Origin of the sequence: Chryseobacterium sp. GM_Chr_2 (genome assembly GCF_026540445.1) — a bacterium.
GTDB lineage: Bacteria > Bacteroidota > Bacteroidia > Flavobacteriales > Weeksellaceae > Chryseobacterium.
Window position 1 is genome coordinate 1 of record NZ_JALNUD010000016.1, and the last position, 16,163, is coordinate 16,163.

General features: G+C 33.2%; 15 protein-coding genes. 2 read left to right on the plus strand and 13 right to left on the minus strand.

Annotation, left to right across the window (positions count from 1 at the left end; translation table 11 throughout):
• Nucleotides 1–446 precede the first annotated feature (446 nt).
• Both OXQ85_RS19465 and OXQ85_RS19470 read left to right on the plus strand, forming a co-directional pair.
• Nucleotides 447–1,205 carry a type III pantothenate kinase gene (locus OXQ85_RS19465; RefSeq protein WP_267406637.1) on the plus strand — a complete coding sequence of 253 codons (759 nt, stop codon included), beginning with the start codon at nucleotides 447–449 and terminating at the stop codon, nucleotides 1,203–1,205.
• Between the two features lie 81 nt (nucleotides 1,206–1,286).
• Complete coding sequence (locus tag OXQ85_RS19470; protein ID WP_267406638.1) at nucleotides 1,287–1,820, plus strand: GNAT family N-acetyltransferase; 534 nt, start codon at nucleotides 1,287–1,289, stop codon at nucleotides 1,818–1,820.
• Nucleotides 1,821–1,960: 140 nt separating this feature from the next.
• On the opposite strand, the gene OXQ85_RS19475 is transcribed toward OXQ85_RS19470, so the two are convergent.
• The 13 genes from OXQ85_RS19475 to OXQ85_RS19535 all read right to left on the minus strand — a co-directional run bounded on the left by OXQ85_RS19475 (nucleotide 1,961) and on the right by OXQ85_RS19535 (nucleotide 16,063).
• Nucleotides 1,961–2,392 carry a nucleoside deaminase gene (locus OXQ85_RS19475; RefSeq protein WP_267406640.1) on the minus strand — a complete coding sequence of 144 codons (432 nt, stop codon included), beginning with the start codon at nucleotides 2,390–2,392 and terminating at the stop codon, nucleotides 1,961–1,963.
• A complete protein-coding gene (locus OXQ85_RS19480; RefSeq protein WP_267406642.1) occupies nucleotides 2,393–2,950 on the minus strand; it encodes a hypothetical protein in 558 nt (185 codons plus the stop codon).
• A 129-nt stretch (nucleotides 2,951–3,079) separates the two neighbouring features.
• Complete coding sequence (locus OXQ85_RS19485) at nucleotides 3,080–4,000, minus strand: WYL domain-containing protein (RefSeq protein ID WP_267406644.1); 921 nt, start codon at nucleotides 3,998–4,000, stop codon at nucleotides 3,080–3,082.
• A 75-nt stretch (nucleotides 4,001–4,075) separates the two neighbouring features.
• On the minus strand, nucleotides 4,076–4,423 hold the full coding sequence (locus OXQ85_RS19490; RefSeq protein WP_267406646.1) for a hypothetical protein: 348 nt from the start codon (nucleotides 4,421–4,423) through the stop codon (nucleotides 4,076–4,078).
• Nucleotides 4,424–4,610: 187 nt separating this feature from the next.
• Nucleotides 4,611–4,910, minus strand: coding sequence for a hypothetical protein (locus tag OXQ85_RS19495; RefSeq protein WP_267406647.1), 300 nt, complete (start codon nucleotides 4,908–4,910; stop codon nucleotides 4,611–4,613).
• A 22-nt stretch (nucleotides 4,911–4,932) separates the two neighbouring features.
• The gene (locus OXQ85_RS19500; protein WP_267406649.1) at nucleotides 4,933–7,458 is read right to left on the minus strand and encodes a hypothetical protein; all 2,526 of its coding nucleotides are present in this window, start codon (nucleotides 7,456–7,458) and stop codon (nucleotides 4,933–4,935) included.
• 51 nt (nucleotides 7,459–7,509) lie between these two features.
• The gene (locus tag OXQ85_RS19505; protein WP_267406650.1) at nucleotides 7,510–7,842 is read right to left on the minus strand and encodes a hypothetical protein; all 333 of its coding nucleotides are present in this window, start codon (nucleotides 7,840–7,842) and stop codon (nucleotides 7,510–7,512) included.
• Between the two features lie 18 nt (nucleotides 7,843–7,860).
• Nucleotides 7,861–11,982, minus strand: a complete 4,122-nt coding sequence (locus tag OXQ85_RS19510) for a hypothetical protein (protein WP_267406652.1) — start codon at nucleotides 11,980–11,982, stop codon at nucleotides 7,861–7,863.
• Nucleotides 11,983–12,274: 292 nt separating this feature from the next.
• Complete coding sequence (locus OXQ85_RS19515; protein ID WP_267406654.1) at nucleotides 12,275–12,445, minus strand: hypothetical protein; 171 nt, start codon at nucleotides 12,443–12,445, stop codon at nucleotides 12,275–12,277.
• 335 nt (nucleotides 12,446–12,780) lie between these two features.
• A complete protein-coding gene (locus OXQ85_RS19520) occupies nucleotides 12,781–13,335 on the minus strand; it encodes a hypothetical protein (protein WP_267406656.1) in 555 nt (184 codons plus the stop codon).
• A gap of 2 nt (nucleotides 13,336–13,337) precedes the next feature.
• A complete protein-coding gene (locus OXQ85_RS19525) occupies nucleotides 13,338–14,027 on the minus strand; it encodes a hypothetical protein (protein WP_267406657.1) in 690 nt (229 codons plus the stop codon).
• Between the two features lie 71 nt (nucleotides 14,028–14,098).
• Nucleotides 14,099–14,662 carry a DUF2589 domain-containing protein gene (locus OXQ85_RS19530; protein WP_267406658.1) on the minus strand — a complete coding sequence of 188 codons (564 nt, stop codon included), beginning with the start codon at nucleotides 14,660–14,662 and terminating at the stop codon, nucleotides 14,099–14,101.
• Between the two features lie 363 nt (nucleotides 14,663–15,025).
• The gene (locus tag OXQ85_RS19535) at nucleotides 15,026–16,063 is read right to left on the minus strand and encodes a patatin-like phospholipase family protein (RefSeq protein WP_267406659.1); all 1,038 of its coding nucleotides are present in this window, start codon (nucleotides 16,061–16,063) and stop codon (nucleotides 15,026–15,028) included.
• Nucleotides 16,064–16,163: the final 100 nt, after the last annotated feature.

Consider the following 16,163-nt stretch of genomic DNA (forward strand, 5'->3'; position numbering starts at 1 on the left):
CCGTCATTAAACTTAAAGAAAGTAAATGACGGTCAACTATTTTTAAACTTGGCTTAAACCGAACTCAGGTTAATTAAATAATTATCATCATTTGATTTCAAACAATATGTGGGAAACAAAAGTAGTTTGTATTTTGTTACAAACACCCCTGTTTTAACTCTCCGCATTTTGTATTTTATTACAAACAAGGTTGTTTTAAATAAATGTAACAAGTATTTTGTTTAAAACAACCTTGTTTGTAACCTCCGTAAAAATAATTTGGTCTTAATCCGGTTTTTATTGCACGAATAAATTTTCACTTCATCTAATCCATGATATTTTTAAACAGAAGAGCATTTTATAAGAGATTAAGGGATAGTTTTTATGAAAATCATTAAATTTATTCCCTCAAAATAAAAGCAAGGGTTTCAATATTATGTAATGAAATTCTTCTGAAAAATATGTCAATGAATTCAATCGTAATTAACGTAGGAAACAGCAATATCAGATTTGGTCTTTTTGATGATGATAATTGTGATATTTCGTGGGTCATCAATACAAAACCTTACCGCACGGCAGACGAATTGTATGTACAGATGCTGATGCTGTATCAAACTTATAAAATTGAGCCTCAAGAGATCGATAAAGTGATTATTGGCTCTGTGGTTCCTCAGCTTACCAAGGTGATCAGTGCTGCTATCAGGAAAATTCATGAAGGAGTTCCTGTGATCGTAGACAGTACGACGCCGTCCGTTGTTCAGGCAAAATCGAAGTCGCGAGGAACCGATATTTTCGCTAATCTTGTCGCTGCACACATGCTGTATCCGGGGAAAAAGAAGATCGTGTTAGATTTTGGAACGGCGCTTACGGCAAGCTGTATTTCGGAGACAGGAGAATCTTTGGGAGTGATTATTGCTCCGGGAATCATTACCGCTTTAAATTCATTAATCAGCCACACAGCACAACTTCCCGAAATTGAACTGAAGAAACCTAAAACAGTTCTCGGATTAGACACTGTAAGTTGTATGCAAAGTGGTATGGTTTACGGATTTTTAGGAATGGTAGAAGGTTTTATCGATAGAATAAATGATGAGGTAAATGATGACTGTTTCGTAATTGCCACGGGAGGAGTTTCTCATGTTTACAAACCGCTCACGGATAAAATTCATGTGATGGACAGGCTTCATACCTTAAAAGGATTGTATTTTTTAGGAAAAGATTTATAAATAAGATTGAGGTTTAGGCTGAGGTTTAGTAATGTAAAAACATATTTACCTGAATCTTAGCCTGAATTTCAAAAAAAAGCAATGCAAAATTTCCCCACAATAAAAACTGAAAGATTGATTCTTTCTGAATTAAAAGAAGAAGATCTTCCTTTGGTTGTAGAATATATGCAGGATAAAGAATATTCTGATTATACATCTACAATCCCTTATCCCTACCGAAAAGAAGATGGTGATTTCTGGCTGAAGCTGGTGAGAGAGGCGTTCAACTCCAAAAAAGGATGTACTTTCGCGATCCGCGATACATCCGGAAAAATTATCGGAGCGATTGGTCTGCACGATGAAGGTCATGATAAAGCAGAAATGGGTTACTGGATGGCAAAAGCTTTATGGAATAAAGGCTATGTAACCGAAGCTGCCAGAGCTATTGTCGATTTTGGATTTAATGAATTAGGGTTTAATAAAATCTTTGCAATTCATTTTCCACATAATCCTGCGTCAGGAAAGATCATGCAGAAAATAGGAATGCAGCAGGAAGCGATTTTAAAACAACATCTGAAGAAAGACGGGAAATATTATGATATCCCGATGTATTCTATATTTAAAAATAAGGATTAACTTATCTTAAAGGGAAAAGTATTCTATTGATAAAACGCCATCACTTCGAGTGAAATTCTGAAAGAATTTTGTATCGAGAAGCTGGGTCTAGTGAAATTTCGGGAGATATTTTTCATCATACTTTATCCGAAATTAAAATATTATCTTTTAGATCTAAAAAACTCTTTTACTATAGAAGAGCATTCCCTTTCCATAACTCCTGTAACAATTTCTGTTTTGGGATGAAGTGATAAATTTTTATTGATAAATCCTCGCTGTTCGTCTCGCGCGCCAATCACAACCTTTGTAATTTGCGACCAAGAAAGCGCTCCGGAACACATGACACAGGGTTCCATCGTTACATACATTGTACAGTTGATAAGATATTTTCCGCCCAGAAAGTTCGCAGCAGAAGTAATCGCCTGCATTTCGGCATGAGCGGTTACGTCATTTAAAGCTTCGGTAAGATTGTGCGATCTTGCAATCACTCGGTCGTTGGAAATAATCACACATCCGATGGGAACCTCATCTTTTTCCAAGGCAATTTCGGCTTCCTGCAAAGCCATTTTCATAAAATATTCGTCGGTAAACATTTATCTGTCGATATTCATAGTTAAAGGAAGGCTAAAGCGGTATCTCACCGATTCGCCATTGACGACTGCCGGACTGAATTTCTCCGAGACAGAATACATCGCAATTTCTGCCTGTCTGTTGAAAGTGAAATTTTCTCCCTGCGCATGAACGTTGGTGATGCTGCCGTCTTTTTCAACAATAAACGCGACATTAGTCTTAATGGTTTTGTTTTCAGAATACACTCCCGGAGAATAAAAAAGATCGGAAACTTCTTTTCTTAAAGCATTAATTCCTCCCGGATAATCTGCATTTTTCTCAATATTTGCAGGGGTTTTAACCAAATGATTAGCAGTGTCTTTTTTATCGTTTTTCTGACCGATTTTTTTGAGGTCTTCTAAGTTTCTCACTTTTAGCAAAGCACCAATCAAGGCTACATTTTCAATACTATCCATTTTCTTCATGAAAAGCACAAAATCCTGTCGAATCAATGTTTTGCTGAAAGTATTGGCTTCAGCATCAAATTTCTTTTTAAACTCATTGGTGAGCATGTTTCGGTGCTGATTGTAGAAACCTCGCACATGCTTGAATTCCTCTGTCTGTTGTGAAAAACAAAAAGAAGAAATAAGGCAAAACAAACAAAGAAATAGAGGTCTCAAATTGATATATTTATGTAAATATAATCAAAAAAATCAATAAAAACACGGTTTTTATTGCTCAAGATAATTGTTCAGTGATTCCTGTAGATGCGTGCGAATATCATCAACTAAAACTTTAGGTTCCAAAACCTGAACTTCTTTTCCGTAAGATAAAATTTCCTGCATAAAGTCGTAAGTTGGATGCAGAAAAAACTCGAAAAAAGTCTCTGTCTGAGTTTCTTTTGTTTCTTTCTGAGACTGATGAAGCGGAAAACTTTTGATGTATTCGCCTTGATGTTTACTGCATTTCAGAACAATTTTCTGTGGTTTTTGTTCTGCCAGATTCATCACGCCGAAAGCATTTTTAAAATGTTCCTTGAAATTATAATTATACTTTTCCTTGAATTTTTTATCGCTTACATCCAGATAATTGATTCTGTCTAAACCGAAAGATTTCAATACTTTATCTTTTGTATCAATCGCGATAAGATACCATCGGTCTTTTGATTCTTTCAACGCCAGCGGATGAACCTTTCGGGAAGTCATCAGCTTATTTTTGTAATTGTAATGTTCGAAAGTTGCAACCCTTTTGTTGCGGATGGCAAAGAAAAGATCATAAAAATTTTCAACACCTGTAGGTTTTCTGCTTTCAAAAAAGATATAATTGGCGAAGTCAGGATGATTGTTTAGCGCGTTGCTTACCTGGAAAGATTCCAATAATTTTTGGTTGTATTCATCCACTTCCATGATGGGGCGACTTTCGATATAATAACGGTTATCTCCCTTTTTTTTGTTGTGAATGGAAAGGTTAAAAAGGTCAGAAATCTCACGAATATCCCTCTGCAAGGTACGAATAGAATAGCTTTTAATATCCGCGTCCTGAAATTCGAAAGAATTGAGTAGATAGTCCTCCAGCTGCGAATAGGTGGCCGGAGAACTTTCTAATCTTTTTATAATTAAGGCATATCTTGTAAGGTAAAAATCTTTTTTCATGATTTAATTTTCTACCACAAATATATGGGCTTAATGCGACAAAAGGTGTCGTGTTTTATTTTTTTGTGAGGAAAATTATTTTCCATTTTTCTTTAGAAAATTTCTAAACTCATTTAAAAATTGAATAAGTTTTGATGTAGGCCATATAATATCTGCTTCTTTTTGGGATTTATTAAGCAAATTGAAAATATGGGCTTCATCTTTGTCAGAAACAATTAATAAGTTTCCTCCTTCAACAGAATACTCAAAATAGATATCTGAAGTTATAGAATCAATTTCATTAATCAGATTCTGTACTTCCATTGATGTCCAGATATAGGAGTTTATTTCAAATAAAGCCTTCTCATTTTTATCAATAGAATCATATTCAATTCCATAGATTCCTTCTTGTCCGTGAACTTTGGTTGAGAATTTATATTTCATAGTTTTAATTTTAAATGTTTGGATACACAATGGTTAGATTTTCAAATTGTTCTATTATTGTTTTTTTTAAAAAAATTTTCTAATTAGTGTCTGTTTTATTTAAAATCCAAAATATGAAAATTGTTATAGCCATTATCAGAATAATATTTCTTTTAAAAAAAACCACCGAAAATAGGTGGTTTATAAATTATCCAAAGTTTATGTATTCGTAATCCTCAAATTTAATTGATTTTAATTGATGTAGTATAAAATTTGCTCTTTCTTTTTCCCAATCTCCTTCTATATAAGGAAGAAGATTTTCCCATTCTGTTATAATTTCTTTTAGTTCATCCTTTTCAAAATCGTGAGGAAATTTCCAATTAGATAAATTAATCATTTCATGCTTTTCAAATAAAGGAAGCCAATATTTATGAAATAAATCATGCGTAGAGACAGGGATTTCTTTTGCTACCCCATGCTTTGTTTTTGCGATAATACTATATGACATTTTATTATACTTTAAATTAAAACTATTTTCCAAATTTAGCTGTAAATTCCCAATGTGGAAATTCTTTTTTTAATCGTTGCATTTCATTGTTAACTGCTTTCTGAATTTCAATATCAGTTTCTAAAATTTGAAACTCTAATTTTCGAATACCTCTAATAGCAGCAACATCGGGTGTGAGACCATCAGGTAGTCTTGCTCTAGTTGATTTTGCAACTTCTAAAGCCTTAATGCGATTATAGGTTTTTTCAAAAATTTGTTTACTTGCCCAACTTTCAAAAGTTTGCCATGGTTTCCCTGTTTTAGGATTGATATTTTGGAGTAAACCTTGAGCAGATTTATCTTCAACAAAAATTCTTTTATTATGAAAGACCTCATCAAACTCTCCGATAGGAGAACCTCTATGATCCAAAATTTCGATCAACTGATAAGATTTTGCTTCCCATAGATTTGTAAGGGTTTTGGTGAGTTCAGTAGGATTTTGATAAATTTTCTTTATTTCTTTGTAAAAATTTTTAACATATTTTTCATTAGAATAATTACCTTGAATTAATTTTTCCCCTTTATATACAAGAGCATACTCTTTCTCGCCAACTTCAACTAAAATGGCCCCTTTTTCATATAATGGCAATAAATTTTTAGATGAATCAAAAATATTTCCTGTAGCTTTTGATATTTCTTTACTATTATAAGCTAAAATTTTCACACTAATTTCAGTATTTGCTTTTAGTGTGTTGCCTGCAAACGTTAATATTTCTCGCTCAAGTAAAATCTGGCCAAGACTTTTTTCATAAACTTCTAGAAGAGGACTTTTATTTTTTATAGCATTTAGATAAGAAAAAACACTTTTCGCAAACACCTGTTCAATGATTGTAATTGAAGCTAAAGCAATTCCTCCGACAAAATATATTTTATCCCAAGATTCTAGAAATTCTTTACCACCATGTTCAAGAAGTATGTTTTCTCTATTAGTAATAAATCCAATATCAATAGCGGCTAATCCTATACCTAGTACAGTTGAGGTTACCGCAATAACTCCACCAGCAGGAAAAAATACAATACCTAATATAATTCCTAAAGCGTCAAAACCAATTCTTATTGCATCTTCTCTAAGTTGTTGGTCTCTTTCTTCAGCAAATGCTTTAATAGTCATTGCAGAAACTAAAGTAAAAGAACCATCATTTTTATCTGAATATTTAATGCGAACAATATCCATTGGGTGATAAAGATTTCCATTGTCATCTTCTGTAAGTTCATAAGAAGTGACCTCATCCGAAGTGCCTGGATTTCCCGGAACGATTGCAGGAGTATAAATTGTTTTCTTTTCTATTTTCTTTTTCAGTTGCTGTAGGAAAAATTCATTATCCTTTTCTTTTTGAAAAATTCTGCCTGAAGAAATTGCATAATCTTTACCAATGATAAACTCTTTGGCTAGAATTCTTAAACCATTAAATTTATTATGAATACATAAAGCATTAATGAAATTGGCAAAAACTGTTTTATTGCTAGTCTCTCTACCATTTACAAAAGAAGCTCTATTCATATTATTGAAAATACGTTTTATTAAGGTTTGATTCTTTTGAAAGCTTTGGAAAAGAAATTGCCCATCTTTAAAAACTTTAAATAAATTAATTAAGGCTCCACTAGAATCTTTTGTCCAACTGAAAACTCCTTTGTCATCATAATTTGAAAGAATTTCTATATGTTTCCAAAGCAAATTTTCTACAGGATTATTAACTTCATTTTCTCCATCTTTACTTTTGGTCATTGATATTCCCATTTCTTGAAATAGTCTATTCAAAATTTCTTTTGCCACAATATCGGGCATCTTTTCATAAAGAAATTTTAAAGTTTTACCTTCCGTGCTCTCTTGTAGTTTTTTTGTGAACAATGAAATAATTTTATTTAATACTTGTGCTTTAAAACTTAGTTTATCTGTTATTGAAAGAAAAGCATTGGGGTCGGAAGTTTTAACGATAATTGCATTATATTCTTTATCGATGGTAAATTCTCCATTGTTATCAAAGTTTCGTTTATCTAAATAATCTGTGTAAATATATTTTAAACTGAAACTTATTTCTTGATTCTCAGGATTTAAAATATATTCTGCTCCAATACTTTTTAAATCTATATTGCATGCTCTTCTATTCAATTCTACTATGACTTGAGCTCTCTTTTTTTCTGTGCCCAATTGATAATCATAATATTTAGGAGGAATATAAGATGTTGTTATTGTACCCAAAGTTGTTGGGCTTATTCCTAAATCAACAGATGGATTTTCTAAAGCATATTTTTGATAATAAAAAAAGAATTTTTCGTTGCTTCTATTGCTTATATCATTAAATAATGTATTCAAGTCCATATTAGAAGAGTAAAAATCTCCTTTTGTAGTTATACATTTTTGGCTTTCTCCAAACTTTGTTTCATAAGAAATTTCATTGAATGATTTTATCCCTTTAATATTTTCTAAATTTCCATTAAGTTTATCAATCGATAAAATTTTAGAATTAAATAGTTCACTATTCTTATTATTTAATATTTCTAAACTCATTTTGTGATTTTTAAGGTTAAAAAAGCAGAGTGGTAAGCTCTGCTTAATTGATTATTTTTCAAGTTCATTCACCGGAAAAATCATTTTTAAATTTTTGGAGTAATTGGTTTTAATTCTTTCCTCATCCAATACCAGCAAATCCAGATGATAATCTTTATCTACCAGAACCTGTGCATTTTTGAGTTTGAATTTCGTCTGAACCAATACATCCCAATCTTTTCCTTCCAATTCCTTCCAGTTTTCAAAAGGAACTCTGCCTCTGCTTCCAAAAAGAAAAATTTTTTCCACAGGTGTAATTTCTTCAATCTTGTCTTTTAAAGTTGTGAGAATATAAGGCAGCACTTGATCGTGCTGCCAGATAGCCTCGTGTTTTACTTGGCTCATAGTTAGTTTTTTAAATGATTACACTAGGAATCTTGATAAGGAGATTGTATTTCCATATTCTTCTTGAGCAAGATTATTTCCATTTTTATCTGTAATACGGTCTTCAATAGAATTTATCATACCATCTGGATAAATCATCTTTAAAGTTGCTTCTCCATCTGTAGTAAATTCTAAAATGTCAAGAGGTTCTGCATGAGGAGGTTTAGAAAATCTAAAATTTTTAACTTTATTAATATCTATTTTAAATAAAATACCATTTTTACCACTTGGATAAGCTTCGATTCCATCAATTTTTGTAATTTCATCTGCGATAACATCATAAAATTTTAATATTGAATCTGTTTTTTTCCATCTAGCATCTCTGTTAATTTCAAACTTTTGACCCATACATTCATAAGTTCGAGGAAACTCTGAAGCATTATCTAAATCTCCAATAGTTTTAAACTGTGAGAGATCCATATAATTAAATGTGATCTGAACTTCTTTTTTTTCAAAAATATCTCCTCCTAAAACACTATCATTCTTCTCAAAATTAAATTTATCCTCCGTAATCACTTCAGACGGAACTTCAAAATCATCCGGATTTTCTGTAGTAAAAGGCAATGCGTGAGCTACTTTTAATCCAATGCTTTCTGCCTGAAGAATATTCAAGGTCGTCGGAAGTCTTGTTAACCATGCTTTTCCTTGTTTTATGCCTTTTGGTTCTTTCATTTCATCAACAATTGATAAGTAAAGCTCGTCTCCAATTACAGGAACTTCGCTTCCGTTCCAGATTTTACCGGTTGCTAAATAGAATTGTACTGCATCTTCAAATCCTGGGCGGACAGTGGCAACCACTCTTGCCATACCACTTCTAAGAAAAGAACGGAATAGAGGATCTATTTCATCGGTATTATACATTTCTTTCCAATCTTCTCTATTTGCCCAGTAGTAAGGGTAAAGATTGTATGAGATGATGTCCCACTCAAAAGCCTGTTCCATAAATTTAGCTAATGAAGCATATTTATCTAGGTTTGTTCTATCAACCCCAAAATTTTCAAGAGTATTTCCGGTATACATTTTTTTACCTAGACGCTGATTTTGAGCATTATCATCAATTAAATAGGCAATACAATTATGCTTAAGAACCTCTTGCTCAATTTGTCTGTAAAATAATGGATTGGATCCTTTAATATTGTCTGCTTTTGCATTTTCTTCGGCAATTTTATTATTATATTCAACTAAAGCATTTTCGTAAGCATCAATAATTTTATTAAATGTTTCCTGCGTCCATTTTACTTTATATGAAGGCTTTAAAGAACAGTAAATATTTACAGAACCTCCAACGGCTTTAACGTCCCATGTGTTTAATGATAGCCCAACTTTTTCCTCAAGATTATCTAAAGCAACGTTTATTGGGGTTGTTCCAAGATTAGCAGCATCAAAGGCTCCTTCGTCTGTTTGTTTAATTCTTTTGTCAGCAATACTTAATATTGCAGTTGGACGTGTACCTGACGCGACTTCCCATCCTGCTCCTCTAACGGTAATATCACCTGTTAATTTAGTTGCTACATAATTTTCCGGAACTTCAAAATCTTTACTGAAAAATCCTGCCCATCTTCCTGAGCCATTATATTGGCCTCTATCAACAAAATCAACTCCCATTGTTTTATCAGAGAAACTATAGCCTACAACTTTTTTATCCGCAAGGAGCTCATCAAGAGCAATATTATATTTACTGCTCCAGTATTTTAAAACTGTTTCATCATTCAAAGCAGCGTAATTGCTCATTTTAAATTCGTTCGATGTTCTAGGATCGATTGGTTTTTCAAATTTTGCGAGAGCATTTGCACCCAGTAAATATAATTTAGCCGGTTGTGGAATGGCAAATTCGAACATCATACGTTTGCCATAGTTGTAGATTTGATTTTTCATCAATTTATCTACCCATCTGTATACTCCGACTACGTGTTTATCTCCTTTTCTGTTATCGAAACCATGAGAGTTGTTTTCTTCAAATTCTTCGATGATTTTCTCAATTCTTTCTTCATGCACTTTAGCAACAATTCTATCCATTGCTCTGGAGGTAATGTCTTGAGATTGAGTCATTGCCTGTCGAGTACTTTCTTCTTTAGACTTATGGTTCGCATAATTGGTTCCAAGCGCGGCATTAATTGATCCATTAGCACCAAGTTTGTAAGAAGCGCTAAAACTTGTATTTAACCCAAAATCTGTTGATTCTTGCATCATTTTGGCAATTTCGCTTTGCATTTCAAAACGATTGGCCGTTGTAGTGTCAGAAAGCTGCTCTCTTTCAGTATCTGAAGATGAAGTGGTAGTATTTTCGCTTCTTCTTAACCTTCTGGTAGACTTTTCGCGGTATTCCCTTGCCATAATATTCTCAATATTGGCAACTTCACCTTCTACATAAGCATGGGTTGTTTGTTCTACTTTCAGATAATCAGCAATACCTATTCTTTTAAATCCAAAACCTGAAGGGATAAATGTATCTTCATCGCTAATCGCCACTGGTGGTTCTCCTTCTTGAACCTCATATTCAAAAGCTCCGGAAGTACAAGTTTTGTAATTCAAGGTACTGGCAGAAAATGTGACTATGTTACCATTGGTAAAAGAAATTTTAAAATTTATGGTAGCATATTCAGCAAGGCTGTAGTCGATTCCATCTTTGAAAAGATCTTTTAAGAAAATGGTATTTCCGCTTCGAGATTTTGTATAATAATTCATTCCCAAGCTTCCGCTACTTGAAGTAATTACATAATCTGCATAAGAAACATCCCACGAAGAATCTGGAACATTTAATGCTAAATCAAATACCGGTAATCTATAGGGAATTCGTGGGCATAACTGGAAAGTGAAAGCTTCACTCACTGTTCTTGCCATTGGCATCACAACTCCGCCGATACTTACATACATTTCTTCATTCCCGGTAGTATTTTCTACGATGGCAGTATTATTCCTTTCAGTTGATTCAATAATTAGATCTTGAATTTCTGCAAAAGTATTTCGGCCTTCTAATAAATAGTCGATTTGGCGAATATCTTCTTCTGTAGGTCTTGTAATATCAAACCTGTCATAAAAATCAAACTCTAAAAGTAGAAGTATGGTTTCTAAGTTTTCTGTTTTTAAGGAAGTAACTAATGACTGACCGCTAATCTGATCTCTAAAGCTTACTTCAAATACGGGTAAATTGGGATAAGGAATTTGCTTAGGCTGCATACAAGGATCTTTTGGATCATAAGTTGTTCCTGAAGGTCTTACCGAGCAAAATCTTTCTTTTTCTTTTTCAACATCATCTTGATATTGTTGAAGAATAACTGAAATGTGTTTTTCGTAAGCCTCCTTCTGAGTATTGTAAGCTTCCTGATATTCTTTATTGTATTGTTTTTCAGCAATAACTAAATTCTTTTTCAACTTTTCGAACCTGTCGATTGTTGTTTTAGCCGAAGCAACCTTCTGCTGCTTCTGCATTTCTTCCGTTGGGAAAGATTCTTTAATCTCTGGTGGAGCCAATCTTGAAACAGTTTGTGAGGTGGAAGACGAATCGTCATCCATCATCATTTCTTTTGGAAGTACAATTCTAGCGGCTAGTAAAGTTTTTACCTGATCTTCATTTTGATTCGGGTTTTGAATAGTATGCAAAGCCAAAATCATCTGCATCATTACTTCTTTAATATAGAAATCTTTTTGAGTAACTACCTGAAAAATAAAATTATCCCATAATGTTTTTTTCTCAGGTAAAGCGTAAGTAGCGGCAAATATAGAGTCTCTCTTAAGTGCAAATTCTTCAAAAGTGCATGTGCTCTTATTTCTCGCCAGCCAAACTGCAAAGTCATAAATAACTCTATAAGTTCTTTTAAATGTATCTAAATTGTTAGACGGTTTTTCTTTTGCAATACAGTCTGATGATGTCGCATAATTAGCGGCTTCAGTAAGTAAAAGTTTCTTTTTTGAGCCTGTTCCGTTGGTGACAGGAGAGTAAAAATATCCTGTTTCTTTTACCTCTTGAGGCATTAATACAAATTTCTTATCCTGGTTTTTATCGTCAGACAATTGCGGACTTCTAAGACTTACAAATCTAAAAAGAGTTTGACTTGGTGTGTTTTCTGCTGGTTTTGCAGCTCCATTTTCATTTTCTGCCATTTTGTAATTTTTTGTTTGGTTTTTGTGTTAATTTAAAGTCTCATTAAAGACTGTGATCATTTGTTTTTTGTGATTTGGTGAATTTTTTTTCACTTTTTGTGTTACATTTTCTTTTTCATTTGTATGTTTTTAAAGGTTAGTTTTTAAGCACAGTTCTGGCTGTCCAACATGTTGTGAATGGTGAATTCAAAGGTTGAGGTTAAAGTTTAAAATGATTGTTTTTGTGCTTTTATTTTATACTCCAAAAGTAAGAACAGACAGCGACAGAACTTGACGCTTTTTGAGAAATTAATTAATAAATATCATCTTCAATCGTATCTTTTTCAAAATCTTCTTTAAAAAAGTTTTCGATGTCGCTGAGGTAGTTTTCATAATCTATCTCTGCGTTTTCAATGTCGCTCCACTCAATGGTGTAGAGGTCTTCATCAAAATTTTTATCAGGATTGTGATTTGGTGTTTCCATGTTTTGGTTTTGATGATTTTGGTGAAAATTTGAACATACGTTTGGCTGTTCAACATTTTTAGATAGTGAATTCAAATGGCTTTTTAAAGTTTTTTTTGATGATTAATTTTGTGCTTTATTTATACTTCAAAGATACTCGGCGATAGCGACAAAACTTGACGTGTATAAAATCTTTATTAAAAATTTTTCAAAAAAATATCAGTCTCTTTTTTATAAGCTTTTAAACTTATATTGGTTAATTATAAGCCAAAAAGCTTATTAATTGTTTAAATGGCTAAAAACAAAAAAATAACTCATGCCGTTGAGTTATTTTTTTAATATTATTGAAATTTGAACTAAGAAAATTCTTCAATTTCAATTTCGTCGCCAATAAGCATCACAATATCTGTTTCAGAAAGAATTGACTTGAGTTTAATGGCTCCCATTTTTAGTTCATGATCTGAAAGCATTGTGTACCAGATTGTTCTTACAAAGGCTTCAAATGAAGTTTCCGGATGATAAGTTTCTGTCCCTTTTTGAAGAAGAAGTGCAAGCAATTGCTTTACAAGCTCTCTGCATTCATCCATTTTCTTTTCAAAAGGCATTAAAACAGTCAAAACAGTACTTTGAATATCATACAAAATATTGGCTGCGACCTTGGTTTGGTTTTTTCGGATATTAGTTCCTCGTGTATCGTTCGTTCTGGTAGCGATGATTTTGCTTCTAAATCCCGCCAATTCAGATACAGCGCTAATATTATATGTGGAAAATATATCTTCCGAAGACTTCAGCCATTCTACAATAGTTTCTACAAAAAACGGATCTTTTTTTTCCAGTTTAGAAACTATGGAGGGGAAGAGCATCAGTTTTTCTTTAAGCTGTGTAATGAGAACAAATTGTGATTTTTTCATATTTATTCAGGAATTAAAGTTTCGATGATATTGCCGTCGATGTCTTCATATTTAGACCATTCCATTCCAGATTCGGTTACGCTCATTTTAGCAACGATCAGGCATTTAGGATCAAGCTCCATCAGTTTACTGGCTTCTACAATTACTTCGTAGTCGTTATCGGGTTTATTTTCGATGGTTTTCTTAGCTTCTTTAAAAATACGCTGATACATTTTTTCTTTCAATGTTTCAGGCTTTATCAGCTTCCACGAAAAATTAGGAAGGGTTTCGCAAAATTCTGCCGTATAGCCCGGAATAACATCAAAATAAGACATGTGGGCTTCTGTAAATACGGTTACTTTGTCGATTCTAGCCTTTTCCAAGCCATTTTTATAATAAACCTGAAGATCTACTAAAAAATCTTTAAGACTTTTATCGCTTTTCGCGTCGGAAGGATTATAATCTGTTTGGGCAACTTTGATAATTTCAGCATAAGCAAATTCTGTAAAAGACAGGATGGGAGAGGGCGCCGCTTTGGCAAAAGGAACCGTAAGATCCACCGTTCCCACCTTCATTCTCGGTATAGAAAAATGTTTTAAAAGATCATCTTTTGCGTATTCTTTTGCAATTTCTACGGTCTGCATATCGGCCATTTTTCTGGCTGCGGTAATTTCTGATACAATTCCGCCGAGATATTCATTTAATGTTGGCATGGTAAATTTGTTTTTAAGTTAAAAATCAGAGGAAAAAGGATGGCTGCCGGAGCAACCATCCGAAAATGTTATTAATTCGCAGCTACAGGCAATCCGTTGATTGCAGCGATAGAATCTTCCAACATATCAAGAACTCTTGTAAGACCCGCCGGCAATTCATCATTTACCGCTCTTACATGCACGCCTAAGGTGTATGTTTTTTCAGTTGTTGATGTGCTAGAAGTTGTTTTCTTATAAGAAGCACTTGCGTTCAGTTTTACTTTCCAGAACTTTGCACTTAATGATGCTGAACCGGAGAATGTAGCATCTTTGCTTTGTGTTTCGATAGAATTCAATCTTGCATTGAAATCAATGGTCATTTCATCGATTCTTATCGCAGGAAGCGTAAGCATCGTTAAAAATGGAACCTGTAGAGTAACCTGAGACTCTGCCGGAACTCCTGTTACTGCATCCGGAATCGTTTTTTTGAACGAGAAATCTACATATCTCAGATTGTTTCCGTTGAAACCCACTTCTTTGATAAATTCTACCTGTGCCATCGAGGCATCATTTTGAGCTTTTACTGCAGCCTGTAACGGGCCACCAATATAAACGCTGAAATCTAAACTGTTTAATTCTTGTACTAAATTTGCCATAATTTGTGAATGGTTTTTAAAATGTTAATTATTAAGTTGAAAATATAGTTAGTGCTAGCAAACTAATCTTAATTGGGCATAATCTCTCTTGTTCAGCACCTTTGTAAGACCTTATTGAGATGCTGAATCAAGATCGATTAAGGAAAATAAATTGTATTAACGAATGCTTTTTACGATTTATAAAAGCATTGAAATAAAGAAATTTATTGTTGTATTAACATTTTTCATCATTGTGAGTTTTCACGGTTATTGTTTTTAATTTTCTGATTCAAAGATATTTACTGAAAGCGACAAAACTCGACGTGTTTTTAAATTTTTCAAATTTATTTTAAAAGTTTAGTTGAATAGTAAAAATCCTGAATCTTAGATTTTATTTTTAATTAATTTCTGAACAATTTGGTTCAGAATATCTCTGTTGTCGTCGATATAGCTTAATCCGGCTTGGATTAAATTTTCTATATTCGATCTTTTTACATTATCCATCGCGGGAGATGCGTTCTTCAACGAAGGATTTAGTCGATAATAATTTTTCTGATTTCTTAGACCTAATGTTTGAAACATTTGACAAAGTTGATAATCAACGGTTTCTGCATTTGCCGACATCAAAATATCAATAATCGGATTAATCCAGCCAATTTTTCCAGCTTTTTCCAGTTTTTTGAAAGAATACGATTTTGATTCAATTCCTGTTCCAATAGAAACAAAAATCATATCATTTACCACAGGATGATTAGTTTTCTGATGATTTTTAAAGACTTCTGCAAACGGAATTTTTCTTGCTTCCGCATATGCACAAAGCGCAGGATTATTGGCAAACATTCCGCCATCAATCAAACTAAAAATCTGCCCGTACATCGATTTTATCTGAACCGGACTGAAATACGTGGGAGCCGCCGAAGTTGCTCTACAAACGTCTTTTACATAAAAATTATCTGTACTGAGGTTGGCTTTCCAAGAATTGAATAATTTTGCTCTTCTGTTTTCGATGTCATAACTTGTTATTAAACATGGTTTTATTAGTTCTTTTAATTCTAAATTTCCGAAAAAATCATTCAAATTTTTTTCAAGAGCTTCCTGAGAGATCTTTTCATTTAATAATCCAAAAGGATTTACGAGTCTTTCCCAAAAAGAAACCTGAAAGATATCACCACCTTTTTCAGCATACAATTCAAGCCCTTTCTGGATCGAATATTTTGCTTTCCGGTGTTCATCGGGACATAGAATGATGGAAGCAATCAGCCCGCCGGTGCTGCTTCCCGCAACCAGATCAAAATAATCTCCCAGCTTGGCGCTCGGCTTATCGTGAATCTGTAATTGCTCTTCTATGTAGCGCAGAATGATGCAAGTAATAATACCTCTGATTCCGCCGCCGTCCAAAGAAAGAATGGTTGTTTTTTTCATGTTTTATATTTAATTTTTTAAGAAATTTGTTACAATTTTAGACAAGTAAAACCAATAGTTTTCCTCGGAAGTGACTATTGGTTTTAGCTTTTTATGTCGA